Origin of the sequence: Variovorax sp. Root318D1 (genome assembly GCF_001424835.1) — a bacterium.
Classification (GTDB): Bacteria; Pseudomonadota; Gammaproteobacteria; order Burkholderiales; family Burkholderiaceae_C; genus Variovorax.
On the sequence record NZ_LMCQ01000003.1, the window covers coordinates 194199 to 220346 of the forward strand.

At 64.8% G+C, this 26148-nt stretch carries 25 protein-coding genes; 15 read left to right on the top strand and 10 right to left on the bottom strand.

Annotated features, from left to right (window positions below):
• Positions 1 to 19 precede the first annotated feature (19 nt).
• Together ASC78_RS04585 and ASC78_RS04590 are read right to left on the bottom strand one after the other, a co-directional pair.
• On the bottom strand, positions 20 to 949 hold the full coding sequence (locus ASC78_RS04585; RefSeq protein ID WP_055797039.1) for an SPFH domain-containing protein: 930 nt from the start codon (positions 947 to 949) through the stop codon (positions 20 to 22).
• 25 nt (positions 950 to 974) lie between these two features.
• Positions 975 to 1400, bottom strand: coding sequence for an NfeD family protein (locus ASC78_RS04590; protein ID WP_055797042.1), 426 nt, complete (start codon positions 1398 to 1400; stop codon positions 975 to 977).
• A gap of 108 nt (positions 1401 to 1508) precedes the next feature.
• Between ASC78_RS04590 and ASC78_RS04595 the strand changes: the two genes are divergently transcribed.
• A complete protein-coding gene (locus tag ASC78_RS04595; protein ID WP_055797046.1) occupies positions 1509 to 3812 on the top strand; it encodes an arginine/lysine/ornithine decarboxylase in 2304 nt (767 codons plus the stop codon).
• Positions 3813 to 3850: 38 nt separating this feature from the next.
• Here the strand turns inward: ASC78_RS04595 and ASC78_RS04600 are convergent, their stop codons facing one another.
• Both ASC78_RS04600 and fabI read right to left on the bottom strand, forming a co-directional pair.
• Positions 3851 to 4702, bottom strand: coding sequence for a DNA ligase (locus tag ASC78_RS04600; protein ID WP_055797048.1), 852 nt, complete (start codon positions 4700 to 4702; stop codon positions 3851 to 3853).
• 59 nt (positions 4703 to 4761) lie between these two features.
• Complete coding sequence (gene fabI, locus ASC78_RS04605; protein WP_055797050.1) at positions 4762 to 5544, bottom strand: enoyl-ACP reductase FabI; 783 nt, start codon at positions 5542 to 5544, stop codon at positions 4762 to 4764.
• 37 nt (positions 5545 to 5581) lie between these two features.
• Between fabI and ASC78_RS04610 the strand changes: the two genes are divergently transcribed.
• The 12 genes from ASC78_RS04610 to ASC78_RS04665 all read left to right on the top strand — a co-directional run bounded on the left by ASC78_RS04610 (position 5582) and on the right by ASC78_RS04665 (position 21765).
• Positions 5582 to 7378 (top strand): extracellular solute-binding protein, encoded by a 1797-nt coding sequence (locus ASC78_RS04610; RefSeq protein ID WP_055797053.1) that lies wholly within the window; start codon positions 5582 to 5584, stop codon positions 7376 to 7378.
• Between the two features lie 15 nt (positions 7379 to 7393).
• Positions 7394 to 8428, top strand: a complete 1035-nt coding sequence (locus ASC78_RS04615; protein WP_055797055.1) for a microcin C ABC transporter permease YejB — start codon at positions 7394 to 7396, stop codon at positions 8426 to 8428.
• On the top strand, positions 8421 to 9464 hold the full coding sequence (locus ASC78_RS04620) for an ABC transporter permease (RefSeq protein WP_235504985.1): 1044 nt from the start codon (positions 8421 to 8423) through the stop codon (positions 9462 to 9464). The genes ASC78_RS04615 and ASC78_RS04620 overlap by 8 nt, the downstream gene beginning before the upstream one ends.
• 5 nt (positions 9465 to 9469) lie before the next feature.
• Entirely contained in the window at positions 9470 to 11095 is a 1626-nt protein-coding gene (locus tag ASC78_RS04625; protein ID WP_055797058.1) for an ABC transporter ATP-binding protein, read from the top strand.
• A gap of 19 nt (positions 11096 to 11114) precedes the next feature.
• Complete coding sequence (locus ASC78_RS04630) at positions 11115 to 12314, top strand: YbfB/YjiJ family MFS transporter (RefSeq protein ID WP_055797060.1); 1200 nt, start codon at positions 11115 to 11117, stop codon at positions 12312 to 12314.
• 181 nt (positions 12315 to 12495) lie between these two features.
• Positions 12496 to 13143 (top strand): ribosome maturation factor RimP, encoded by a 648-nt coding sequence (gene rimP, locus ASC78_RS04635; RefSeq protein ID WP_055797063.1) that lies wholly within the window; start codon positions 12496 to 12498, stop codon positions 13141 to 13143.
• Positions 13144 to 13159: 16 nt separating this feature from the next.
• Positions 13160 to 14644 (top strand): transcription termination factor NusA, encoded by a 1485-nt coding sequence (nusA, locus tag ASC78_RS04640; RefSeq protein ID WP_055797065.1) that lies wholly within the window; start codon positions 13160 to 13162, stop codon positions 14642 to 14644.
• 24 nt (positions 14645 to 14668) lie between these two features.
• The gene (gene infB / locus ASC78_RS04645) at positions 14669 to 17623 is read left to right on the top strand and encodes a translation initiation factor IF-2 (RefSeq protein WP_055797068.1); all 2955 of its coding nucleotides are present in this window, start codon (positions 14669 to 14671) and stop codon (positions 17621 to 17623) included.
• Between the two features lie 21 nt (positions 17624 to 17644).
• Complete coding sequence (gene rbfA, locus ASC78_RS04650; protein WP_028258724.1) at positions 17645 to 18016, top strand: 30S ribosome-binding factor RbfA; 372 nt, start codon at positions 17645 to 17647, stop codon at positions 18014 to 18016.
• 2 nt (positions 18017 to 18018) lie between these two features.
• Positions 18019 to 18987: a tRNA pseudouridine(55) synthase TruB gene (truB, locus tag ASC78_RS04655; RefSeq protein ID WP_055797070.1), complete on the top strand. Its 969-nt coding sequence runs from the start codon at positions 18019 to 18021 to the stop codon at positions 18985 to 18987.
• Positions 18984 to 20819, top strand: a complete 1836-nt coding sequence (gene typA / locus ASC78_RS04660) for a translational GTPase TypA (RefSeq protein WP_055797073.1) — start codon at positions 18984 to 18986, stop codon at positions 20817 to 20819. Before truB ends, typA begins: the two co-directional genes overlap by 4 nt.
• Positions 20820 to 20835: 16 nt before the next feature.
• Positions 20836 to 21765, top strand: coding sequence for a DMT family transporter (locus ASC78_RS04665; RefSeq protein WP_200934261.1), 930 nt, complete (start codon positions 20836 to 20838; stop codon positions 21763 to 21765).
• A gap of 70 nt (positions 21766 to 21835) precedes the next feature.
• Here the strand turns inward: ASC78_RS04665 and ASC78_RS04670 are convergent, their stop codons facing one another.
• The 5 genes from ASC78_RS04670 to smpB form a co-directional block, all read right to left on the bottom strand.
• Positions 21836 to 22231, bottom strand: a complete 396-nt coding sequence (locus ASC78_RS04670; RefSeq protein ID WP_055797076.1) for a COG4315 family predicted lipoprotein — start codon at positions 22229 to 22231, stop codon at positions 21836 to 21838.
• Between the two features lie 78 nt (positions 22232 to 22309).
• Positions 22310 to 23134, bottom strand: a complete 825-nt coding sequence (locus tag ASC78_RS04675) for an anti-sigma factor family protein (RefSeq protein WP_055797078.1) — start codon at positions 23132 to 23134, stop codon at positions 22310 to 22312.
• A 5-nt stretch (positions 23135 to 23139) separates the two neighbouring features.
• Positions 23140 to 23655 (bottom strand): sigma-70 family RNA polymerase sigma factor, encoded by a 516-nt coding sequence (locus ASC78_RS04680; protein ID WP_055797081.1) that lies wholly within the window; start codon positions 23653 to 23655, stop codon positions 23140 to 23142.
• A gap of 24 nt (positions 23656 to 23679) precedes the next feature.
• Positions 23680 to 24060, bottom strand: coding sequence for a COG4315 family predicted lipoprotein (locus tag ASC78_RS04685; RefSeq protein ID WP_055797084.1), 381 nt, complete (start codon positions 24058 to 24060; stop codon positions 23680 to 23682).
• 89 nt (positions 24061 to 24149) lie between these two features.
• Positions 24150 to 24626, bottom strand: coding sequence for an SsrA-binding protein SmpB (gene smpB, locus ASC78_RS04690; RefSeq protein ID WP_055797087.1), 477 nt, complete (start codon positions 24624 to 24626; stop codon positions 24150 to 24152).
• Between the two features lie 62 nt (positions 24627 to 24688).
• Between smpB and ASC78_RS04695 the strand changes: the two genes are divergently transcribed.
• Both ASC78_RS04695 and ASC78_RS04700 read left to right on the top strand, forming a co-directional pair.
• The gene (locus ASC78_RS04695; RefSeq protein WP_055797090.1) at positions 24689 to 25135 is read left to right on the top strand and encodes a type II toxin-antitoxin system RatA family toxin; all 447 of its coding nucleotides are present in this window, start codon (positions 24689 to 24691) and stop codon (positions 25133 to 25135) included.
• A 7-nt stretch (positions 25136 to 25142) separates the two neighbouring features.
• Positions 25143 to 25478 carry an RnfH family protein gene (locus ASC78_RS04700; RefSeq protein ID WP_055797093.1) on the top strand — a complete coding sequence of 112 codons (336 nt, stop codon included), beginning with the start codon at positions 25143 to 25145 and terminating at the stop codon, positions 25476 to 25478.
• A 22-nt stretch (positions 25479 to 25500) separates the two neighbouring features.
• On the opposite strand, the gene ASC78_RS04705 is transcribed toward ASC78_RS04700, so the two are convergent.
• A complete protein-coding gene (locus tag ASC78_RS04705) occupies positions 25501 to 26016 on the bottom strand; it encodes a DUF4124 domain-containing protein (protein WP_055797097.1) in 516 nt (171 codons plus the stop codon).
• Positions 26017 to 26148 lie beyond the last annotated feature (132 nt).

The window sequence follows — 26148 nt, forward strand, 5'->3', positions numbered from 1 at the left end:
CTTCGATTGTAGCAGTCGCTCAGGCCGGATTCGATGGCTTGCCGGCCTGGACCATGCGCATGGCCGAGGCGATGAGCGCGGCCGTTTCAGACATGTTGCTGGGGACGATCAGGGTGGTTTTGGAATCGGCCGCGACCTTGCCATAGGCGTCGACCGCGCGTTCGGCCACCTTGAGCTGCACGGCCTGTTCGCCGCCGGGCTGGCGGATGGCTGCCGCCACACGCTCGATGGCGTCGGCCGTGGCGGTGGCTACGGCGGTGATGGCGGCCGCCTCGCCCTGGGCGTTGTTGATCTGGGCCTGCTTCTCACCCTCGGAGCGAGCGATGAAGGCTTCGCGCTCGCCGGTGGCGATGTTGATCTGCTCCTGGCGACGGCCTTCGGAGGCCGCGATGAGCGCGCGCTTGCCGCGCTCGGCGGTGATCTGCGCCTGCATGGCCAGCAGGATTTCCTTGGGCGGGGTCAGGTCCTTGATTTCGTAGCGCAGCACCTTCACGCCCCAGTTGAGAGCCGCCTCGTCGATGGCCGCAACCACCTGGGCGTTGATGACGTCGCGCTCCTCGAAGGTCTTGTCGAGCTCGAGCTTGCCGATCACGCTGCGCAGCGACGTTTGAGCCAGCTGCGTCACGGCCACGATGTAGTTCGACGAGCCGTAGCTCGCGCGCATCGGATCGGTCACCTGGAAGTACAGGATGCCGTCGACCTGCAGCTGGGTGTTGTCGCGCGTGATGCAGATCTGGCTCGGCACGTCGAGCGGAATTTCCTTCAGGCTGTGCTTGTAGGCGACCTTGTCGATGAAGGGGATCAGGAAGTTGGGCCCCGGCGTCATGGTGCTGTGGTATTTGCCCAGGCGCTCGCGCACCCAGGCGTTCTGCTGCGGCACGAACTTGACCGACTGGCTGATGACGATGATCGCGATCACCAGAATGATGATGGGAACTGAAAATTCCATGATGTTTTTTCCTTTTGAGTTCTGATTAGGTTTTCTCGACCACGAGGCGGCTGCCAATGACCTCGACCACGCGGTGCTCGCCGGTGACCGGGGAGTGGCCGGGGCGTGGCACGACTGTCCACTGGGCGCCCCGATAGCGCACCGTGGCCGTACCGTCGGGATTCCACGCTTCGATATGAATGAGTTCGCCGATGTCCAGGTTGATGTCGCGATTCGACCCGGTGGGTGGCGCAGCCGGCCGCCGGCCATGCACCACGTACCAGGCAAGCACCGCACCCACGCCGACCACGGCCGCCACGACCAATTGCGCGACGGTGCCCGCGCCGAGGTGCGCCGCCACCGCTGCCGCTGCGAAGCCCGTGGCCAGCAGCAACAGGTAAACCGTCCCCGAGAGCAACTCGAGCACGATGGCAGCCCCCGCTATCAGCCACCAGATGGTGGAATTCGCCATGTCTTCTCCTCTTTGATGGACGCCCGACATTCTGAGTCAAAAGGTCACGGAATCCTTCATCCGAATTCCGTACACTTCGCGCCTCATTGCCTGTCCGGGACCCCGCTCATGAAATTTCGCTTCCCCATCGTCATCATCGACGAGGATTTCCGCTCCGAAAACACCTCGGGCCTTGGTATTCGCGCGCTTGCGCAGGCCTTCGAAAGCGAGGGCTTCGAGGTGCTGGGCGTCACGAGCTATGGGGACTTGAGCCAGTTTGCGCAGCAACAAAGCCGTGCCAGCGCCTTCATCCTGTCGATCGACGACGAGGAATTTACCGTGGGCCCCGACCTGGATCCCGCGGTGCTCAGTTTGCGCAGCTTCATCGGCGAGGTGCGCCGCAAGAACGCCGACGTGCCGATCTACATCTACGGCGAAACCAAGACCTCGCGCCATATCCCGAACGACATCCTGCGCGAGCTGCACGGCTTCATCCACATGTTCGAGGACACGCCCGAGTTCGTGGCGCGCCACATCATCCGCGAGGCCAAGAGCTACCTGGAGGGTGTGCAGCCGCCTTTCTTCAAGGCGCTGATCGACTACGCAGAAGACGGCTCGTACTCGTGGCACTGCCCGGGCCACTCGGGCGGCGTGGCGTTCCTGAAGAGCCCGGTGGGCCAGATGTTCCACCAGTTCTTTGGCGAGAACATGCTGCGTGCCGACGTCTGCAATGCGGTGGAAGAGCTCGGTCAGCTGCTGGACCACACCGGCCCGGTGGCGGCCAGCGAGCGCAACGCGGCGCGCATCTTCAACGCGGACCATTGCTTCTTCGTGACCAACGGCACCAGCACCAGCAACAAGATGGTGTGGCACCACACCGTGGCGCCGGACGACGTGGTGGTGGTCGACCGCAACTGCCACAAGTCGATCCTGCACGCGATCATCATGACCGGCGCGATTCCGGTGTTCATGAAGCCCACGCGCAACCACTTCGGCATCATCGGCCCGATTCCGAAGAGCGAGTTCGAGCAGAGCGCGATCAAGGCCAAGATCAAGGCCAACCCGCTGCTCGCCGACGTGGACCCGAACAAGGTCAAGCCACGTGTGATGACGCTCACGCAGTCGACCTACGACGGCGTGATCTACAACACCGAGACCATCAAGAACATGCTCGACGGCTATGTCGACACGCTGCACTTCGATGAAGCGTGGCTGCCGCACGCGGCCTTCCATCCGTTCTACGGCGCCTACCACGCCATGGGCAAGCGCCGCGTTCGGCCGAAGGAGTCGCTGGTGTTCGCGACCCAGTCGACCCACAAGCTCTTGGCCGGCATCAGCCAGGCCAGCCACGTGCTGGTGCAGGACTCGCAGAACCGTGCGCTCGACCGTGACCTGTTCAACGAGGCCTACCTGATGCACTCGTCCACGAGCCCGCAGTACGCGATCATCGCGAGCTGCGACGTGGCCGCCGCCATGATGGAGCCACCCGGCGGCACCGCGCTGGTGGAGGAGAGCATCCTCGAAGCGCTCGACTTCCGCCGCGCCATGCGCAAGGTGGAGGACGAGTTTGGCAAGGACGAGTGGTGGTTCAAGGTCTGGGGCCCCGAGAAGCTCGTCGACGAAGGCATCGGCCGCGCCGAAGACTGGATCATGACGGGCGAGAAGAACGGCAAGCCGAGCAAGAGCAAGAAGTCGCCGCGCAACTGGCACGGCTTCGGCGAACTGGCCGACGGCTTCAACATGCTCGACCCGATCAAGTCGACCATCGTGACCCCCGGCCTCGACCTCGAGGGCAACTTTGCCGAGACGGGCATTCCTGCCAGCGTGGTGACCAAGTTCCTCGCCGAGCACGGCGTGATCGTGGAGAAGACCGGGCTCTACAGCTTCTTCATCATGTTCACCATCGGTATCACCAAGGGCCGCTGGAACACGCTGCTCACGGCGTTGCAGCAGTTCAAGGACGACTACGCGCGCAACCAGCCGATGTGGCGCATCCTGCCCGAGTTCTGCCAGCAGCACCCCGGCTACGAGCGCCTGGGCCTGCGCGACCTGTGCCAGCACATCCACCAGCTGTATGCGCGCTACGACGTGGCGCGCCTCACCACCGAGATGTACCTGAGCGATCTCACGCCGGCCATGAAGCCCAGCGATGCCTTCGCCCACATCGCGCACCGCAAGACCGAGCGCGTGGAAATCGACGAGCTAGAAGGGCGCATCACCACCAGCCTGATCACGCCGTACCCGCCGGGCATTCCGCTGCTGATTCCCGGCGAAGTGTTCAACAAGAAGATCGTCGATTACCTCAGGTTCTCGCGTGAGTTCAACCTGCAGTGCCCGGGCTTCGAGACCGACATCCACGGGCTTGTGGCGCGCATCGATGAAACCGGCAAGAAGCGCTACTACGCCGATTGCGTGGCCGCGCCGAAGAAATAGGCACAAAGCAGGGCAGCGCGCGGCCGGCGCGCTTCGCTTCAAGAGGGCAGGTCGATGCGCTCCCGCATGAAGCGGGCAAACCTCGGCAGACCACTGGGGTTGGTGCCGTTGAAGCGGTAGGTCACCCAGCTCCCGATGGCGGGTGGGTTCTCGCGCTCGGCGTCGGTGAGGCCGGTGCCGAGCTTGAAGCGCTTGCCCTCGGGCGTTTCGACCAGCAGCGCACCCAGCCGGCCACCGTGCCGGCCCTTGCCCGGAACGTGCCCGACCACCCGGGCCTCGGCGTCGTCGTGGAGCTTGACCTTGAGCAGGTCGCTGTTGCGTTCTGCGCGATAGAGCGAACCGCCCCGGTGCAGCATCAGGCCTTCGCCGCCCATCTTCACGGTCTTGTCGAGCAGCGCTTGCAACTCGGGATGCGTGGTGGCGCGCTCTTGAGGCACGGGCACGATCCACGGCGCGTCGGTGATCGGGAGCAGCTTGCGCAGGGCCGCGAGCCGCGCCGTGAAATCGCCGCCCTGCGTCGGCAGATCGAACACCATGAACCGCATGCTGTGCCAGGCGGTGTCGTGCGGCGCCTGGCTGCGCACGGTGGAAACGGCATGCGCAAACTGACCCCGGCCGGCCCACAGCTCGCCATCGAGTGGCTGCTTGGGCAACTTTGCCGTGAACCAGGCGGGCGCAACCACCGGCTCGCCGCCGCGCGTCCAGAGCTGCTGGCCGTCCCAGTAGCCGCGCACCCCGTCGTATTTTTCGCTGACCCAATAGTCCGCCAGCGACATGCCTGGGCGGTAGACCTCCGCCAGCATCAGTGCCGGCGCGGCCTCGCGCGCGACGGCCACACGGGCCGCCAGCGCGCCGAGCCCGGCAAGCAGGAGGGAACGTCGGGTCAGCAAGGTGCGGCTGCCGATCGATGAAGACGCAATGTTCGGCGTAGGTTGCCGGGCACGAGTCCTTATTCGCCCATTCCCGCGACGACGTTGCTGAAGCCGCCGTCCACGTAAGTGATCTCGGCGCTCACGCCGCTGGCAAGGTCGCTCAGCAGAAAGGCGGCCACGTTGCCGACTTCCTCGATGGTCACGTTGCGGCGGATCGGCGAGGCCTCGGCCACGGCGGACAGCATCTTGCCGAAACCCTTGATGCCGCTGGCTGCCAGCGTCTTGATGGGGCCGGCGCTGATGCCGTTGACACGCATGCCCTTGGGGCCGAGCGACGCCGCGGTGTAGCGCACCGAAGCTTCGAGCGAAGCCTTGGCCAGGCCCATGGTGTTGTAGTTGGGCAGTGCGCGTTCAGCGCCCAGGTAGGTCAGCGTCAGCAGCGCGGCCTTGTCGTTGAGGTAGGGCAGGGCGGCCTTGGCCATGGCGGGGAAGCTGTAGGCGCTGATGTCGTGCGCAATCTTGAAACCCTCGCGCGACAGGCCTTCGAGAAAGTCGCCAGAGATCGCCTCGCGCGGCGCGAACCCGATGCTGTGCACGAAGCCGTCGAACTTGGGCCAGGTCTGCGCCAGATCGGCAAAGAGCTTGTCGATCTGCGCGTCGTCGCCCACGTCGCAGTCAAAAATAAGCTTGGAGCCGAAGTCCGCGGCGAATTCGGTGATACGGTCCTTGAATCGCTCGCCGACGTAGCTGAAAGCAAGCTCGGCGCCTTGTTCGTGACACGCCTTGGCAATGCCGTAGGCAATGGAGCGATTGCTCAACACGCCGGTGATCAACAGTTTTTTGCCGGAAAGAAAGCCCATGAAGTTGCCTCGTGAAAATCTTGGGCAGAATTCTCGCATGCGGGCTTGGCTGCTTTTTCTCCTGATGCTCTGGGTGGCTCCTTCATGGGCCGCCCATGCCTATGCGCAGTTCGGCGACGTCAAGTATCCGCACGGCTTCACCCATTTCAGTTACGTGAACCCGAATGCGCCCAAGGGCGGCGAGATCCGGATGGTGCCGCCGACCCGGCCCACCAACTTCGACAAGTTCAACCCATTCACCTTGAAGGGCACGGCGCCCTATGGGCAGGGCGTCCTGGTGTTCGAAAGCCTGCTCGCAGGCAATTCGGAGGAGCCGACCACAGCCTATGGCCTGCTGGCGGAAGACGTCGAGGTGCCAGCCGACAAGCTTTCCGCCACATTCCGGCTCAATCCCAAGGCGCGCTTCAACGACGGCTCGCCGGTGCTGGCTGCTGACGTGGTGTATTCCTTTGAAACGCTCAACAGCAAGCTGGCAGCGCCCCAGTTCCGAACGATCTATGCCGAGGTGAAGGGCGTGCGCGCACTCGACGAACGCACGGTGCGCTTCGAGTTCGCAAGGCCCAATCCGGAGCTGCCTTTGGTGGTTGGCGGCATGGCGGTGTTCAGCCGCGCCTGGGGCGGCGGCAAGCCTTTCGACCAGATCATCAGCGAGGTGCCGATTGCCTCCGGCCCCTACAAGCCCGCGAGCGCCCGGCTGGGCCGCGACATCACCTACGTACGCGACCCGCGCTACTGGGGCGCCGAGCTGCCGGTGCGCCGGGGACAGTTCAATTTCGACCGGATCTCCTTCAAGAACTACCTGGACGACACCTCCCGCTTCGAGGGGCTCAAGGCGGGTGAATTCGACTTCATGCGCGAATTCACTTCACGCAACTGGGCGCGCCAATACAAGGGCAAGCAGTTCGAGAGCGGCGAGCTCGTCAAGCGCGCTTTCGAAACCCGAAACCCCGGCGATTTCCAGGGCTACGTATTCAACCTTCGCAAGGACAAATTCAAGGACGTGCGGGTGCGCCAGGCCATCGGGCTGGCGATGGATTTCGAATGGCTCAACCGCCAGCTGTTCTACGGGCTCTACACGCGCGTGCAGGGTTATTTCCCCAACAGCGAGTTTCACGCCGAAGGCTTGCCAAAACCCGACGAGCTGGCGCTGCTCGAACCGCTGCGCGACAAGCTTCGCCCCGAAGTCTTCGGACCGGCCGTGATCTCGCCTAGCACCGCGCCGCCAGGAAGCCTGCGCGAGAATCTGCGCCGCGCAAGGGCGTTGCTGGCCGAGGCGGGCTGGACCTACCGCGATGGCGCGCTGCGCAACGCCAAGAACGAGCCGTTCACCATCGAGTTCCTGAACGACCAGCCCTCGCTCATCCGGGTTGCCACGCCGTTCCAGAGCGCGCTGCAGAAGCTTGGCATCGAGATGCGCTTTCGCACCGTCGATTTCTCGCTGTCGCAGCAGCGCATGGACAATTTCGACTTCGAGATGACCAGCTTGCGCTTGTCGGGCAGTACCGCGCCCGGAGGCGAGTTGCTCGACTTCTTCGGGTCCAAGGCGGCCGAGACCCATGGCTCTTCCAACATCTGGGGCATTGCCGATCCGGCCGTCGATGCGCTGGTGCAGAAGGTGCTCAGCGCCACAACCAGGTCCGAACTGCGCACGGCGGTGCGCGCGCTCGATCGCGTGCTGTCGCACGGCTACTACTCGATCCCGCAGTACTACGGGAGCGCCTTCCTGGTCGGCTACCGGCCGCGGCCTGTCGTACTGCCCGATGTCGTTCCCCCGTATTACCAGGCCGACGCTTGGGCGATGACTACCTGGTGGGCGTCGCCCACGAACAAATAGAAAATCGCGCACGCCATGGCCAGCTACATCCTCAAACGCCTGCTCCTTATGGTGCCCACGCTGCTCGGCGTGCTGCTGCTGACCTTCGTGGTCATCCAGTTCGTGCCCGGCGGACCCGTTGAGCAGATGGTGTCGCAACTGCAGGGCCGCGATTCCGGTGGCGAGCGCGCAGCGAGCAGCGGAGCCGGCTATCGCGGACGGCAGGGGCTGCCGCCGGAACGCATTGCCGAGATCAAGGCACTCTACGGCTTCGACAAGCCGGCGCACGAGCGCTTCTGGCAAATGCTCAAGTCGTTCGCGAAGCTCGACCTGGGCCAGAGCTTCTACCAGCGCAAGGCGGTGTGGGACCTGGTCAAGGAAAAGCTGCCGGTGTCGATCAGCCTGGGCCTCTGGACCTTCTTCATCAGCTACCTGATCGCTGTGCCGCTCGGCGTAGCGAAAGCGGTGCGCGCGGGTTCGCGTTTCGACTTTGTGACCACGCTCATCGTGCTGGTCGGCTATGCGATACCCGGCTTTGTGCTGGGGGTGGCGCTGCTCGTGATCTTCGGCGGGCAGCTCCAGTGGTTTCCGTTGCGGGGGCTGACCTCGCCCAACTGGGAAACGCTCGGCTGGGGCGCGAAGATCGTCGACTATCTCTGGCACATTGCATTGCCCGTGACCGCGATGGTGCTCGGCAGCTTTGCCGTGACGGCCATGCTCACGAAGAATTCTTTCCTGGAGGAAATCCGCAAGCAATATGTGCTGACGGCGCGCGCGAAGGGGCTGGCCGAACGGCAGGTGCTCTGGAAACACGTCTTCCGCAACGCCCTGATCCCGATCATCACGGGATTTCCGGCAGCCTTCATCGGCGCCTTCTTCACAGGGTCGCTGCTGATCGAGACGCTGTTCTCGCTCGATGGGCTGGGCCTTCTGAGCTACGAAAGCGTGATCCGGCGCGACTATCCCGTGGTGCTCGGTACGCTGTACCTGTTCACGCTGATCGGCCTCTTGACCAAGCTCATTTCCGATCTCTGCTACGTCTGGGTCGACCCGAGGGTGAAATTTGACTGACGCGCTGCCCGTTTCGCTGAGCCCTGCGCGCCGCGCCTGGCGCCGTTTTCGCCGGAATCCGCTCGGGTTCTGGAGCCTCGTCGTCTTCACGGTGCTCGTCGTCCTCAGCCTTTTTGCGGAAGTGCTGTCCACGGACAAGCCGCTCGTCGTGCATTACGAGGGGCACACCTACTTCCCCGTGCTGCGCGACTACCCCGAAAAGACCTTCGGCGGCGACTTTGAGACACCGGCCGACTACCTCGATCCGTTCATCCGCGAGCGGATCACAGCGGGGGAAAACTGGGCAATCTATGCGCCGAACACCTATGGCCCGCAGACGCTCAATTACTTTGCCAAGTTGCCGAATCCGTCGGCCCCATCGCGCGACAACTTCTTTGGCACCGACGACCGCGGCCGCGACCTTCTGGCGCAGTTGATCTACGGCTTTCGCGTAAGCGTGCTGTTTGCACTGGCGCTCACGGTCATCGGCGTGGTGCTGGGCATCGTGACGGGAGCTGTGCAGGGCTTCTTCGGCGGCAAGACCGACCTCGCATTCCAGCGCTTCATCGAAATCTGGGGCTCCATGCCCGAGCTCTACCTGCTGATCATCTTCAGCGCGATCTTCTCGCCCAGCGTGGCGCTGCTGCTCATCTTGCTGAGCCTTTTCGGATGGATGGGCCTGTCGGACTACGTGCGCGCCGAATTTCTGCGCAACCGCCAGATGGACTACGTACGCGCCGCGCGCGCCCTCGGCGTCGGCAACCTGCAGATCATGTGGCGACACATCCTGCCCAACAGCATGGTGCCGGTCGTCACCTTCCTGCCTTTCCGAATGAGCGCGGCGATCCTGGCGCTGACGTCGCTCGACTTCCTGGGCCTTGGCGTGCCGCCGGGTACGCCGTCCCTCGGCGAACTGCTCAGCCAGGGCAAGGCCAACATCGATGCCTGGTGGATCTCGTTGTCAACCTTTGGCGTGCTCGTCGTGACGCTGATGCTCCTGACCTTCATGGGAGACGCGCTGCGCGATGCGCTCGATCCGCGAAAGGCCGACAAGTGAGCGCAATGACGACCCCTCATCAGCCGCTGCTGGACGTCAAGGGCCTGCGCGTCGCGTTCGGCGGCAAGGAGGTGGTGCATGGCATCGACTTCCACATTGCCGCCGGCGAGAAGCTCGCCCTGGTGGGCGAGTCGGGCTCGGGCAAGACCGTCACGGCGCTGGCGCTGCTGCGCCTGGCCCAGAACGCCGACCTCGCAGGTGTCGCGAAGCTGTTCGACCCCCAGGCTTCGAACGGGCGCGACCTCCTGTCGATCCCGGAGCGGGAACTGCGCGGCATTCGCGGCAAGGAGATCGCAATGATCTTCCAGGAGCCGATGACCGCGCTCAACGCGCTCTACAGCGTGGGCGACCAGATTGCCGAGGTGCTCGAACTGCACGAAGGGCTCTCGGCACGCGACGCGCAAGCCGCCGCCGTCCAGTTGCTTGCCGACACCGGCATTCCCGAGCCGGAGCGGCGGGCGAGGGCGTTTCCGCACCAGCTCTCGGGTGGGCAGCGCCAGCGCGCCATGATCGCCATGGCGCTCGCCTGCAAGCCGCGCCTGCTGCTGGCCGACGAGCCGACCACCGCGCTCGACGTGACCGTGCGCGCGCAGATCCTCGATCTGCTGGCCGACCTGCAGCGCAAGCATGGCATGGCGGTGTTGCTGATCACCCACGACCTGAACCTGGTGCGCCGGTTCGCCGACCGCGTCGCGGTGATGGAAGACGGCCACATCGTCGAGCAGGGCGAGGTGGCCACGGTGTTCCAAGCGCCACAACATGCGTACACCCGCAAGTTGATCGACAGCCATCCCGAGCGCAACGTCGCCGCCGTGGCCGCGGGCGCCGATGCACGGCCGCTGCTCGAGGCCACGGGCATGCGGGTGAGCTATCCGGTGTCCCGGCCGGGCGTTGCCGGCTGGTTCCGCAAGGGCGAATTCATCGCGGTGCAGAACGCCGATTTCCGCATCGCGCCTGGTGAAACGCTGGGCGTGGTCGGGGAATCCGGGTCGGGCAAGTCGACGCTGGCGCTGGCCGCTCTCGGACTGCTGAAGTATCGCGGGGCGCTCAAGGTGGATGGCAAGGGCTGGGCGGTCGACCGGGGGTCCGACCTGGCCTTGCGCCGGGTCATGCAGGTGGTTTTCCAGGACCCGTTTTCTTCGCTCTCGCCGCGCATGACGGTCGAGCAAATCGTTGGCGAGGGACTTCGCGTTCATGCACCCGAGCTTGACACCGAGCAGCGCCGGGCAAGGGCCCTGGCGGCGCTGGCCGACGTGGGTTTGAGCGAGACGCAGTTTCCGTCGCTGCTCGACCGCTACCCGCACGAGTTTTCGGGCGGGCAGCGCCAGCGACTTGCGATTGCGCGCGCGCTCATCGTCGATCCGCAACTGCTGGTGCTCGACGAGCCCACCAGTGCGCTCGACGTGACGATCCAGAAGCAGGTGTTGGGCCTGCTGCAGCGCCTGCAGCGCGAGCGCGGCCTGAGCTACCTGCTCATCACCCACGACGTCGAAGTGATTCGCGCCATGGCGCACCAGGTCATCGTGATGAAGGATGGCGCCATCCTCGAAGCCGGCCTCGTCGAGCGCGTGCTCGATGCGCCAGAGCACCCCTACACAAGAAAACTGGTGGCCGCCGCGCTGCTGGAATAGAACAACGGAATTCAGAGCCATGTCGGGAATCAGACAAGGCCGGCGCGGGGCCTGGCGCGCGGCGCTGGCCTGCATGGTCACTTTGGCTGTGGCCATGGGGTTGGGACGTTTCGCCTTCACGCCCATGCTGCCGATCATGCTGCACGAGGGAAAGCTCCAGCTCGAGGCGGGAGGCGTGCTGGCGTCGCTCAACTACCTGGGCTACTTCCTGGGCGCGGTCAGCTGCGCGGCCATCGGCATCAAGGCCAAGACCATGGTGCGCGGCGGGCTGGCCGCAACGGCTGTGCTGCTGGTCGGCATGGGTGTGCTCCACAGCTTCACGAGCTGGGGCATCTTGCGCGCGGCAGCCGGCGTGATGAGTGCCTGGGTCTTCGTATTCGCGTCCGGATGGGGCCTGCGCCGGTTGGCCGAAACCAACTCCCCGGCGTTGGCCGGCGTCATCTATACGGGCCCCGGCATCGGCATTGCCATGACCGGCCTGCTCGGCGGCGCCCTGGGGCGGTGGGGTTCAGAAACCGGGTGGATCGGTCTCGGGCTGCTGGCGGTGGTGCTGGTGGCGGCGATCTGGCGGGTGTTCGACGACGGCGAGCTGCCAGTGGCTGCCGGCTCCGCAGCCACGCCTGCAGCCGCGGCAGGTACGCCGGCTTCGGCCTCGGCACGCAGCGACGCCGTCTGGCTGGTCGCGCTCTACGGCCTGGCCGGCTTCGGCTACATCATCACGGCGACCTTCCTGCCCGTGATTGCCCGCCAGGCGCTGCCGGGCTCGCCCTGGCCCGACTTCTTCTGGCCGCTTTTCGGGCTGGCGATCATTCCGGGCGCGCTGATCGGCGCCCGCGCGCCCCTCCATTGGGACAACCGGCTGCTGCTGGCGGCGGCGTATGCGCTGCAGGCGCTGGGCGTATTGCTGTCGGTGGCGTGGCCCACCATTGCCGGCTTTGCGCTTGGCAGCCTGCTGCTCGGCATGCCGTTCACGGCCATCACTCTTTTTGCGATGCGGGATGCGCGCCGGCTGCGGGGCAATGCCGCCGCTGGGCTGATCGGCTACGCCACGGCTTCCTATGGCGTCGGGCAGATCATCGGGCCGCTTTTTGCCGCGCCGCTGGCGCAGCGAACCGGTTCGTTCCAGTTGCCGCTGCTGGTGGCGGCTGCGGCCCTGGCGCTGGGGGCCGCGCTGTTTGCGCTGGTGTGGTCGAAATCTCGCCGCATAACAGGCAACTGAGCGTCAAAGCCCCTTCATTTCTCACACGAATAGCATATAATTCGAGGCTCACGACCAAACGGGCGGGTACCAACCGCCCGTTTTTTTTGGTCTATGCATTCTCGATGCGTGGCACCCGTGGCGGGCGGGTGGCGCGTACAAGCATTTCGCACAGGCATTTTTACAAGGCATTTTCAAACACGTGGCATTGCAGCAGACAGTGGAACAAACCGTGGCCGGACTCGGCTACGACCTGGTCGAGATCGAAAGATCGGCCGGGGGATTGCTGCGCGTCACGATTGATTTGCCCTGGACAGCCCCCACCTCGGAAGCTGTGGCTGCGGGAATTCCCGAGCCCTTCGTGACCGTCGAGGATTGCGAAAAGGTCACGCGGCAACTGCAGTTTGCGCTCGAGGTCGATGGTGTCGATTACAAGCGGCTCGAGGTTTCCTCGCCGGGTATTGACCGTCCGCTTCGCAATGAGCAGGATTTCGAGCGTTTCGTCGGTGAGGTGATCGACATCACGCTCAAGGCGCCGATGGGTGCCGCGGCGGCGGGGCAGGTGTCTGCCAACCGCAAGAAATTTCGCGGCACGCTGGAGCGTGCTGAAAGAGCGGAAGGGGCCGACGGAGCCCCGGGCTGGCAAATCGTCTGGAGCGATGCGCCCGAGCCCAAACCGGGACAAAAAGTGAGCAAGAAGCGCGCGCCTGCAAAGTTGCAGGCGCTCGGCTTCGTGCTGGACGAGCTGCGCGATGCGCGGCTCGCGCCAATTGTGGATTTCAAGGGCCGCAGGGCCAAAACCCAACCGGGTTTTTCGGATATTGACGACGGAACGAATGTTCCGGACTGAACAGAGGAGTGGTGGCATGAATCGCGAAATGTTGATGTTGGTGGATGCGATCTCGCGAGAGAAGAACGTCGAGCGCGACGTGGTCTTCGGCGCGGTCGAATCCGCACTGGCGCAAGCCACCAAGAAGCTCTATGCGGGCGAAGTGGACATCCGCGTGGCCGTGGACCGCGACAGCGGCGACTACGAAACCTTCCGCCGCTGGCACGTCGTTCCGGATGAGGCCGGCCTGCAGCTGCCCGACCAGGAAATCCTCCTGTTCGAAGCCAAGGAAGAAATGCCCGACATCGAGGTCGACGAGTACATCGAGGAATCGGTGGACTCGGTGCCGATCGGCCGCATCGGCGCCATGGCCGCCAAGCAGGTGATCCTGCAGAAGATCCGCGACGCCGAGCGCGAGATGCTGCTGAACGACTTCATGTCGCGCGGCGACAAGATCTTCGTGGGCACCGTCAAGCGCCTGGACAAGGGCGACATCATCGTGGAGGCCGGCCGCGTCGAAGGGCGCCTGCGCCGCAGCGAGATGATTGCCAAGGAAAACCTGCGCAACGGCGACCGCGTGCGGGCCATGATCATGGAGGTCGACCTGACGCTGCGCGGCGCGCCGATCATCCTGTCGCGCTCGGCCCCCGAGTTCATGATCGAGCTGTTCCGCCAGGAAGTGCCCGAGATCGAACAAGGCCTGCTCGAAATCAAGAGCTGCGCCCGCGACCCCGGTTCGCGCGCCAAGATCGCCGTGCTCTCGCACGACAAGCGTGTCGACCCGATTGGCACTTGCGTCGGCGTGCGCGGCACCCGTGTCAACGCCGTCACCAACGAGCTCGCCGGCGAGCGCGTCGACATCGTGCTGTGGAGCGAAGACCCGGCCCAGTTCGTGATCGGCGCCCTGGCTCCGGCCAACGTGTCGTCGATCGTGGTCGACGAGGAAAAGCACGCCATGGACGTGGTGGTCGACGAGGAAAACCTCGCCATCGCCATCGGCCGCGGCGGCCAGAACGTGCGCCTGGCTTCCGACCTCACGGGTTGGAAGATCAACATCATGGACGCCAACGAATCTGCGCAGAAGCAGGCCGTCGAAACCGACGCCAGCCGCAAGCTGTTCATGGAAAAGCTCGACGTCGACGAGGAAATCGCCGACATCCTGATCTCCGAGGGCTTCAACAGCCTCGAGGAAGTGGCCTATGTGCCGATCTCCGAAATGCTGGAGATCGAAGCTTTCGATGAAGACACCATCAATGAGCTGCGCACGCGCGCCAAGGATGCGCTGCTGACCATGGAAATCGCCAAGGAAGAGGGCGTCGAGACCGTCTCGCAGAATCTGCGCGACCTCGAAGGCCTTGACCCCGAGCTGATTCCAAAGCTGGCCGAGGCGGGTGTACACACCCGCGACGACCTCGCCGACCTCGCGGTCGATGAACTCACCGAGATCACCGGCCACAGCGCCGATGACGCCAAAGCCCTCATCTTGAAAGCCCGCGAACATTGGTTCGCCGGCCAAGAGTGATGGTCATGGAGGCACGAAACCAATATGTCCAGTACCACTGTCGCCGAGTTCGCGAACGAGCTCAAGAAGACTCCCGAAACCTTGCTTGACCAGCTCAAGAGCGCAGGCGTGCCCAAAGCGGCACCCACCGATGCACTCACCGAGGCTGACAAGCAGCGCCTGCTCGGCTTTCTCAAAGCCAGCCACGGCACCGCCGAGCCCGAGCGCAAGAAGATCACGCTGACGAAAAAGTCGACCAGCGAGATCAAGCAGGCCGATGCCACCGGCCGCGCCCGCACCATCCAGGTCGAGGTGCGCAAGAAGCGCACCTTCATCCAGCGCGACGACGGCCACCCGGCCGTGCCCGAAGCACAACAACCGGTGGCCGAAGCGCCCGCGGCTCCCGCCGCACCCCGCGTCGACGAAGCTGAACTGGCCCGCCGCGAGGAAGAAGCGCGCCGCCAGGCCGAGTTGATCCGCCGCCAGGAAGAAGAACTGGTTGAGAAGCGCCGCCTGCGCGAAGAAGCCGAAGCGCGCGAACGCGAGCAGGCTGAAAAGGCCGAGCGCGCCGAACAGGCAGAGCAGGAAGCCGCACGCATCGCCGCCGAGAAGAAGGCCGCTGCCGAAGCCGCTGCCGCGCCCCCGAAGGAAACCGCCAAGCCAGTTGCCGCGCCTGCCGCAGCCGCAGCAGCCGCCGCCGAACAGCAAGCCGCTGACACCAAGCTGGCTGCGCAAACCGCCGCCACGCAAGCCAAGGAAGACGCGAAGGCCAAGGCCGCCGCCGAATCGAAGGCCCGTGCCGACGAAGAAGCCGCCCGCGCCAAGGACCTCGACGAGCGTCGCCGCAAGGCACTCGCCGAAGCCGAAGCCATTCGCGCCATGATGAATGCACCGGCCCGCGTGCTGGTGCCGCACAAGGCGCCCGAGAAGCCGCAGCCCGAAAAGGCCGCGGTCAAGGGAACGCTGCACAAGCCAGCCACCCCGGCCGCGCGCCCCGGCGCGCCAGCCGCACCAGGTGCTGCCGCAGCCCCTGGCGCTGCAGGTGCCGGCAAGGAAGTCAAGTCGGCCAAACTCTCGTCGAGTTGGGCTGGCGATCCGGCCAAGAAGAAAGAAATCAAGACCCGCGGCGATGCCAGCGGTGGTGTTGGCCGCGGCAACTGGCGCGGAGGCCCGCGCGGCCGCCGTGGCAGCAATGACCGTGGAGGCCATGAAGAGCATGTGCAGGCCGCACCGGTCGAGGCGCGCATTCTCGAAGTGCACGTGCCCGAAACCATCACGGTGGCCGAGCTCGCGCACAAGATGGCCGTCAAGGCGCAGGAAGTCATCAAGCAGCTCATGAAGCTGGGCCAGATGGCGACCATCAACCAGTCGCTGGACCAGGACACCGCCATGATCCTGGTGGAGGAAATGGGCCACAACGCGGTCGTTGCCGCGCTGGACGACCCCGAAGCCTTCACCGACGAGGACGTGTCGGCGCAAACCGCCGAAGCCCTGCCGCGCGCACCGGTCGTGACCGTCATGGGCCACGTCGACCACGGCAAGACCTCGCTGCTGGACTACATCCGCCGCGCCAAGGTGGCCGCGGGCGAAGCCGGCGGCATCACGCAGCACATCGGTGCCTACCATGTGCAGACCGAACGCGGCATGGTGTCGTTCCTCGACACCCCGGGTCACGAGGCCTTCACGGCCATGCGTGCCCGCGGTGCGCAGGCCACCGACATCGTCATCCTCGTGGTGGCGGCCGACGACGGCGTCATGCCCCAGACCAAGGAAGCCATCAAGCACGCGAAGGCTGCCGGTGTGCCGATCGTGGTCGCGATCAACAAGATCGACAAGCCCGATGCCAGCCCGGACCGCGTGAAGCAAGAACTGGTGACCGAAGAGGTCGTGCCCGAAGAGTACGGCGGCGACGTGCCGTTCGTGCCGGTGTCCGCCAAAACGGGCCAGGGCATCGACGAACTGCTCGAGCAGGTGCTGCTGCAGGCCGAAGTGCTGGAACTCAAGGCGCCGGTGGATGCCGCCGCCAAGGGCCTGGTCATCGAAGCGCAGCTCGACAAGGGTCGTGGCCCGGTTGCGACCGTGCTGGTGCAGTCCGGCACGCTCAAGACCGGCGACGTGGTGCTGGCAGGTTCGACCTATGGCCGCGTGCGTGCCATGCTCGACGAAGACGGCAAGGCCATCAAGTCCGCGGGTCCGTCGATTCCGGTCGAGATCCAGGGCCTGACCGAAGTGCCGCAAGCGGGCGACGAGTTCATGGTGATGGCCGACGAGCGCCGTGCGCGCGAAATCGCCACCTACCGTGCCGGCAAGTTCCGCAACACCAAGCTGGCGAAGCTGCAAGCCGCGAATCTGCAGAACATGTTCACCGACCTCTCGGCCGGCGAAGTGCAGACGCTGCGGATCATCATCAAGGCCGACGTGCAGGGCTCGCAGGAAGCGCTGGCCCAGTCGCTGCTCAAGCTGGCGACCGAAGAGGTCAAGGTGCAGATGGTGTACGCCGGCGTCGGCGGCATCAGCGAAAGCGACATCAACCTTGCCATCGCCTCGAAGGCGATCGTGATCGGCTTCAACGTGCGCGCCGATTCCGGTGCGCGCAAGTTGGCCGAAGGCAATGGCGTACAGCTGAACTACTACAGCATCATTTACGACGCCGTGGACGAGATCAAGGTCGCGATGTCGGGCATGCTGGCACCGGAGCGCCGCGAGGAAATCATCGGCTCGGCCGAAATCCGCACGGTGTTCGTGGCTTCCAAGATCGGTACGGTCGCAGGTTCGTACATTACCTCGGGCTCGGTCAACCGCACGGCGCATTTCCGCCTGCTGCGCGACAACGTGGTGATCTACACCGGCGAAGTCGACTCGATCAAGCGCATGAAGGACGATGTTCGCGAAGTGCGCGAAGGCTTCGAGTGCGGTATCAAGCTCAAGAACTACAACGACATCAAAGAAGGTGATCAGTTGGAATTCTTCGAGATCAAGGAAATCGCCCGGACGCTGTAAGCGTTCGACGCGAGAGAGACCATGCCGAAAAGAAAAGCCGCCGCCCCCAACCGCGCGTTCAAGGTTGCCGACCAGATCCAGCGGGATCTGACGGAGCTGATCGCGCGCGAGTTGAAGGACCCGCGCGTGGGCATGGTCACGATCCAGGCGGTCGAGGTCACGCCCGACTATGCGCATGCGAAGGTGTACTTCAGCATGCTCACGGGCGACGTGGCCGAGACCACCGAAGCGCTGAACCAGGCCGCGGGGTTCCTCCGCAATGGCCTGTTCAAGCGTCTCCACATCCACACCGTGCCAACGCTGCACTTCCTGTTCGACCGCACCACCGAGCGTGCGGCCGACATGAATGCGCTCATCGCGCAGGCCGTCGCTTCGCGTTCGAAAGACGACTAGCGATGAATGCGCCACGCACAAGGGTGCAGCGGCGCCCTGTGCATGGGGTGTTGTTGCTTGACAAACCGCTGGGACTCTCCAGCAACCAGGCCTTGCAGAAGGCCAAGTGGTTGCTGCGCGCGGAAAAAGCGGGCCACACCGGCACGCTCGATCCGCTGGCCACCGGCGTGCTGCCGCTGTGCTTTGGCGCGGCCACCAAGTTCAGCCAGCTGCATCTCGATGCCGACAAGACCTACGAGGCCACGGCCCGCCTGGGCATCAAGACCGCCACCGGCGATGCCGAGGGCGAGGTGATCGCCGAGCGTCCGGTGCACGTCACGCCTGAAGACCTGGCCCGCGTCGAGGCGCAATTCACCGGCCCGATCCGGCAGGTGCCGCCGATGCACAGCGCACTCAAGAAAGACGGCAAGGCGCTGTACGAGTACGCCCGCGAAGGCATCGAGATCGAGCGAGCGCCGCGCGACGTGGTCATTCATGCATTGAAGATCACACAGGCAGCAGCCGAATCGGCGGGCAATGCGATAAAAATAGTGGCTTCCGTGAGCAAGGGAACCTACATCCGTACGCTGGGCGAAGACATCGGCGAGGCACTGGGCTGCGGCGCCCATCTTACGTCGCTGCGCCGTACGGCCACCGGCGGTTTCGGCGTGGCGCAGTGCATCACGCTCGAGGCGCTCGAAGCCATGGGCGAGGAAGAGCGGTTGGCCCAATTGTTGCCTGCCGAATCCTTGGTCGAGGGCCATACGATCGTCATGCTGGGCAGCGAAGATGCGGGGCGCTTTCTGTCCGGTTTGCGCCGCCGCGGCACCTGGCCCGATGCCGACCACGTGGCGGTGTTCGGCGAAACGCCTCCTGCCTTCCTCGGCACGGCGCATGTCGCTGCCAACGAATTGATACCGGGGCGCTTGCTGAACCCCATCGAAATCCAGCAAATTCTTTTGAACGCACAACAGACCGAAGCGACACCATGAGTACCAAGCAAATCCGCAATATCGCCATCATTGCCCACGTGGACCATGGCAAGACCACGATGGTCGACCAATTGCTGCGCCAGTCGGGCACCTTCGCCGAGCACGAAAAAGTCGTCGACACGGTGATGGACAACAACGCCATTGAAAAGGAACGTGGCATCACGATCCTGGCCAAGAACTGCGCCGTGACCTGGGAAGGCACGCACATCAACATCGTCGACACCCCCGGCCACGCGGACTTCGGCGGTGAAGTGGAACGCGCGCTGTCCATGGTCGACGGCGTGGTGCTGCTGATCGACGCGCAGGAAGGCCCGATGCCGCAGACGCGCTTCGTGACCAAGAAGGCACTGGCCCTCGGCCTCAAGCCAATCCTGGTCGTGAACAAGGTCGACAAGCCGGGCGCGAACCCCGACAAGGTGGTGAACGCCGCCTTCGACCTGTTCGACAAGCTCGGTGCCACCGACGAACAGCTCGACTTCCCCGTGGTGTATGCCTCTGGCATCAACGGCTGGTCGTCGCTGGAAGAAGGCGCTGCAGGCGAGCAGTGGGGCCCCGACATGTCGGCCCTGTTCAACACCATCTTGAAGCACGTTCCGTCGCAAAAGGGTGACCCGAACGCGCCGCTGCAGCTGCAGATTTCCGCGCTCGACTTCTCGACCTTCGTCGGCCGCATCGGCGTGGGCCGCATCAGCCAGGGCACGCTCCGGCCCATGACCGACGTGCTGGTCATGGAAGGTCCGGACGGCAAGACCGTCAAGGGCCGCGTCAACCAGGTGCTGACCTTCCAAGGCCTGGACCGCGTGCAATCGATTGAAGCCGGCCCCGGCGAAATCGTGCTGATCAACGGCATCACCGACATCGGCATCGGCGTCACCGTGACCGACAAGGACAAGCCCGCGCCGCTGCCCATGCTCAAGGTCGACGAGCCGACCCTGACCATGAACTTCTGCGTGAACACCAGCCCGCTGGCCGGACGCGAAGGCAAGTTCGTCACCAGCCGCCAAATCTGGGACCGCCTGCAGAAGGAACTGCAGCACAACGTTGCGCTGCGCGTGAACGAAACCGACGAAGAAGGTATCTTCGAAGTGATGGGCCGCGGTGAACTGCACCTGACCATCCTCTTGGAAAACATGCGCCGCGAAGGCTACGAAATGGCAGTGTCGAAGCCGCGCGTGGTGTTCCGCACCGTGAACGGCGAGAAGCACGAGCCCATCGAGCTGGTGACGGCCGACATCGAAGAGCAGCACCAGGGCGGCGTGATGCAGGCACTGGGCGAGCGCAAGGGCGAGCTGGTCAACATGGAACCGGACGGCCGCGGCCGTGTTCGCCTCGAGTACCGCATTCCGGCGCGCGGCCTGATCGGCTTCACCAACGAGTTCCTGAACCTGACGCGCGGCTCGGGCCTCATCAGCAACATCTTCGACAGCTACGAGGCGCACAAGGGCGACATCGGCAGCCGCAAGAACGGCGTGCTGATCTCGATGGACGATGGTGAAATCTTCACCTACGCCCTGGGCAAGCTGGACGACCGCGGCCGCATGTTCGTGAAGGCCAACGATCCGGTGTACGAAGGCATGATCGTCGGTATCCACAGCCGCGACAACGACCTCGTGGTGAACGCCACGCGTACGAAGCAGCTGACCAACTTCCGCGTGAGCGGCAAGGAAGATGCGATCAAGATCACGCCCCCGATCGACCTCACGCTGGAATACGGCGTGGAATTCATCGAGGACGACGAACTGGTCGAAATCACGCCCAAGAGCGTGCGCCTGCGCAAGCGTTTCCTGAAGGAAAGCGACCGCAAGCGCGCCAGCCGCGAAACGGCGAGCTGATCGCCGACATCGACCGATGCTGCGCCTGACGCACGGAGGAGCCGTGTGGCTGATGGTCGCCGTGACCCTGATGTGGGCCACGGCGGGCGTCGTCACGCGGCACCTCGCACAGGCGCACAGTTTCGAGATCACCTTCTGGCGCAGCCTCTTCACGATGCTGGCGCTGCTGGTGATCTTGCCGCTTTGGCGGGGCCGTGCGGTGTTTTCGCAAATCCGCAGCGGCGGGCGCGAGCTCTGGATCTCGGGGGTCTGCTGGACCGTGATGTTCACGGCCTTCATGGTGGCGCTCACGCTGGCCTCGACGGCCAGCGTGCTGGTCACAATGTCGCTCGGGCCGTTGCTTACCGCGCTGGCCGCGCGAATCTTCATCGGTCACCGGCTGCCCGCGCGAACCTGGCTTGCCATCGTGGTGGCCGGGCTGGGCATCGCCTGGATGTACGGCACGCAACTGATGCAGGGCGGCGATACGGCGGGCGGATCGCTGCTCGGAACGCTGGTGGCGCTTTGCGTGCCGCTCGCGGGCGCCACCAACTGGACGGTGGTTCAGCATGCGCAGGCCAAGGGGCGCGACATCGATCTGGTTCCCGCGGTGCTCATTGGCGCCGCGCTCAGCACGCTGGCCACCTTGCCGTTTTCCCTGCCGTTCAAGGCGACTGCGCACGACCTTGGCCTGCTGGCTTTCCTTGGCGTGTTCCAGCTTGCGATTCCGTGCGTGCTGTCAGTGCTTTGCGCCCGGGTGCTGAAGGCGCCCGAGGTCGCGTTGCTTGCGCTGCTCGAAGTGATCTTCGGTATTGCACTGGCGTGGCTCGGCGCGGGCGAAGAACCTGCGGTGAGCGTGCTGACCGGCGGTGTGCTGGTGATCGGCGCGCTGGTATTCAACGAGCTGCTCGCCATGCGCGGACGCCGCGCCACGGTGGCAGATGACGCGCTTCCCAGCGCGCATTAGCGCATCCAGGTGCTAAAAGAAAAAGGCCCCGACATTTGCCGGGGCCTTTTCGCATTCAAGAGACGCGCAATCAGGGACGCGCGACTTTCCAGGCGCCGTTCAGCACGCCGTCGCCCGTCTTGTCGCCGGGCTTGCTGTCCTTCGTCCAGTAGTAGAGCGGAGCGCCCTTGTAGGCCCACTGCTTCTTGCCGTCTTCGCGCACGATGATGGTGTAGCCGCCCATGGGCTTGGCGGTTTCGGCCACAGGCAGCGGCGGCCAGTTGGCGGCGCACTGGGCGTTGCAGGCGGAGGTGCCCGCACCGGCCGTATCGCGGCCGAAGGTATAGAGCGTCATGCCATTCGGTCCGACGAGTACGCCGTCGGCGGTGCGGGTAGGCGCGTCGGGTGCGCTGGCGGTCTTGTTGGACATGCCGCCGCAGCCGGCGAGCAGTGCCGCCGCGAGGATCGAGGCGCTGAGCAATTTCATGCAGTTTCTCCTTCAGTTGATAAATCGCGAAATCGAGCCAGTTGGTTTGGTTGCGCGAGTCGGCAGTTTATGCCGGGCTCAAGACAAATCCCGGTAGGCGAGCGTCGCCAGTTTGAGCAAAACGTCTCGCGGTAGCTTGCCTGCAACCGCATAGCCGAAGCCCTGGTCCACCCAATAGAAGCTGGGCACCGGCCCTTCGGAGGCAAAGCGGAACGCTGTTTCGCGCGATGCGGTCGTACCGGCGGCTGTTCGGCTGTCGAGCGTGCCGATGTAGAGCGTCACGCGCTCGCCCGCCGCGTCCTCGAACATGAACTGGGCGCGCGCGCCGCTTTCTCCCGGCAGCAGTCGGCCGCCGACGAGCGTGTAGCCCATCGATGCCAGGTCGGGCACCTTGAGCGGCTTGTCGAGCCGCTTCGACAGCCACTGCACGAGGTGCTGTTGCTCCGAGGCGGCCACTTCGACCGGGTGTCTTTTCTCGGGTGCGTAGACGGCGTGCGCCACCGACGCGTCGTGCACGAACTCGCGCATCGCGGGTGCCTTGGCCAGTTGGGCTGGCCCAGCGCGCTGCATCGACCATTGGGCATTGCCGAACCATCCTGCGGCAAAGGCGACCAGCACGCTGGCCGCCATGCCGCCCCATCGGATCCATCGGCCTTGCCGAGCGTGCCGCGGCTCGATGCGATCGAGTGCGCTTATCAAGTGGGCAGGAACGGGTTCACCGAGCAGTTCGCCGTGCAGCTGGCGCAAGGCGTCCCGCTGGCTGCGCCAGGCCGCGACACGTTCGGCGATGGCCGGGTCGTGCGCCATGGCTTCTTCGACCTCGGAGTTGAGGTCCGGTGCCAGCTGGCCATCGACGAAGGCATGCAGCTCGTCGTCGGTAGGGGGCGGGGCAGGGCGGTTCATGTTTTTCACTTCAGGCGCCGCAGGCCGGGGCGGCTTGGCGCGGTGGCGCCATCCATCAACTCGTGCAGCCGGGCGCGGGCACGTGACAGGCGCGACATCACGGTACCGGCGGGTATGCCGAGCACCTTCGCCACCTCGGCATAGGAAAGGTCTTCGAGCGCCACCAGCAGCAGCACGGCACGCTGCTCCTCGGGCAATTGCATCAGGCAGCGCTGCAGATCGAGGCCGCTGCCGAGGTCTCGGCCCGCATCGACGGCACCGTGCAGCTCATGCGCCACGTCGTCCAGCGGCACGACGCTGTGGGGCGATGGCATGCGCCGCCGCTGGCTCGCGAAGATGTTGTGCATGACGGTGAACAGCCACGCGCGCAGATCGCTGCCTACCCGCCAGAGCCGCCACTTGCCGCAGGCCCGCTCGAGCGTGTCCTGCACCAGGTCGTCGGCCGCCCATGCGTCGCCCGTGAGTGCGCGCGCATAGCGGCGCAGGCTCGGAATCTGTTCAGCGATCAGGCGGGCGTCCACGGAAAGGCGGGCTGTGGATCGTGCTTAGGGCTTGGCGGTTTTCCAGGCGCCGCCGACGCCGTCGCCGGTCTTGTCGCCCGGCTTCGAGTCCTTGGCCCAGTAGTAGAGCGGCCAGCCCTTGGCGGCCCACTGCTTCTTGCCGTCGTCGCGCGTGACGATCGTGAAATCGCCGGCGGGCTTGTCGCTGTCGGTGGCCATGAATGGCGGCCAGTTGGCCGCGCAGCCGCCGTTGCAGGCCGATTTGCCGCTGCCGGCCGTGTCCTTGTCGAAGGTGTACAGCGTCATGCCGTTCGGCCCGACCAGCGCACCGTCGGCGGCCTTGGGCTGTGCGAACGCGGGAAACGCGAGCAGGCTGCTCAGCAGCGCGGCGGCAAGGCCGGCGTAGGAAGTGCGGAAAGGCGACATGGAATGACTCCTGGGTTGGTGCCATCGACGATCCGATGACACCGCACAAACGCCTGCAGCGCGCGTTCTATTCCATGCCGCGCAAAAATTTAGCGGTTGCGGCTCTTCATCGCGCGCTCGACCTCGCGCTTGCCTTCGCGATCCTTGATGGTGTCGCGCTTGTCGTGCTCGGCCTTGCCTTTGGCCAACGCAATTTCGAGTTTGATCTTGCCGGCCTTCCAGTGCAGGTTGAGCGGCACCAGCGTGTAGCCTTTTTGCTCGACCTTGCCGACCAGGCGGCGAATCTCTTCCTTGTGCAGCAGCAGCTTCTTGGTGCGGATGGAGTCGGGGTTGACGTGGGTCGAAGCGCTCTTGAGCGGGTTGATCTGCAGGCCGACGACAAACAGCTCGCCGTCGCGGATCACCACGTAGCCATCGGTCAGCTGGACCTTGCCTTCGCGCAGGGATTTGACTTCCCAGCCTTCGAGGACGATGCCGGCTTCGAAGCGTTCTTCGAAGAAATAGTTGTACGCGGCCTTCTTGTTGTCGGCAATGCGGGAGGAGGTATCTTGTTTCTTGGTGGCCATGGCTCGGAAAGGTGGGGGCGCATGGCTTCAATACAATCCGTCGCGCACGCTGTCCCGATTCTATGAAAACAGTCAACAAGTCCGTCCTCATCTGGTACAGCGCCGAAGAGATGTACGCGCTCGTCACCGATGTGGAGAAGTATCCGCAGTTCCTTCCGTGGTGCGACAAGTCGCGGGTCATCGAGGAGGACGAAGCCGGAATGACCGCCGAAGTGGGCCTGGCTTTCGCGGGCCTTCACCAGAGCTTCACCACCCGCAACACGCACGTGCCGGGGCGCGAAGTGCATCTCAAGCTCGTCGACGGCCCGTTCTCAAACCTCGACGGCCTCTGGAAATTCGCCCCCGTGGGCGAGCCCGGAGAGCGCGCCTGCCGCGTCGAACTGCACATGAGCTATGGCTTCAGCAACTTCGCGCTGCAGGCCCTGGTGGGGCCGGTGTTCGACACCGTCGCCTCCAGCCTCGTCGAAGCTTTCGTCAAGCGCGCCGAGCAGGTCTACGGCGCGGCCTGATTAGTCAATGATCGAAGTCACGCTGAGCTGCTCGCCCGCGCCGCGCGAGGTGTTCGAGCAGGTCCTGCGGCTCGCACCTGGTGCCACCCTGGACGATGCCGTGAAGGCCAGCGGCCTCGCGCAGCGCTTTCCGCAGCTGGACTGGCGCCAGGCCATGACGCCGGGGATTTGGGGCAGGGAGGTGGGCTGGGACCAGCCGCTGCAAGACGGCGATCGCGTTGAACTGTGCCGGCCGTTGGCCGTCGATCCCAAGGTGGCGCGCCGCGAGCGCTTCCAGCGCCAAGGCGCACGCGGCACCGGTCTTTTTGCGAACCGCCGCAAGGGCGGCAAGGCCGGCTACTGAACCGGCCTGGGTGCTGCAGTTACTACTTGCAGTCGCTTTCGATGACCGACTGAAGGCGCTTCTGCTCCGCGGCACGCGCGGCATCGTCCATGATTTCGCGCTCGCCCTTCGCGTTGACCCTGGCCACGCGGAGGCCGCTGTCGAACGTGGCCTTGCCCTGGCGGGCGCGGTCGCAGTTTTCGGCCTTGATCTTGGCGTTCTTTTCTGCCTCGGCCGCCTGCTTGGCTTTTTCTTCCGCCTGCGCCTTCTTGGTCTTTTCCTCGAGTTCCTTGTCGACGCCCGACGGCTTGGGCGCGGTCGCGACTTCGCGCGGCTTGGATGCCTCGGGCGCATCGGCCTCCGCGGGGGCTTGCGTCGAGCCGCCGCGCGGTGGGGGTGTACCCGAGCGGCGCAGGATGTTCTTTTCAGGCACGTCCGGCGGCGGCGCCTGGTCGCTGAAGACCTTCTTGCCGTTCTTGTCGATCCATTGCCATTGCGCGCTGGCCGAGAGCGGCAGCAGGCAAACACATCCAAGTACGAGCCAATGCGCGAATTTCATGCGGCGAGTTTAGCGTTGCCTTACGTTTGGCAACATGGCCGGTGCGAGCTTTCGAGCAAGGTGAGTTGGAAATTGGCTACGTTCGGCCACCTGTCCGGGCAACTTGCAGCCGCCTGAAGCCCCCTCCGGGGC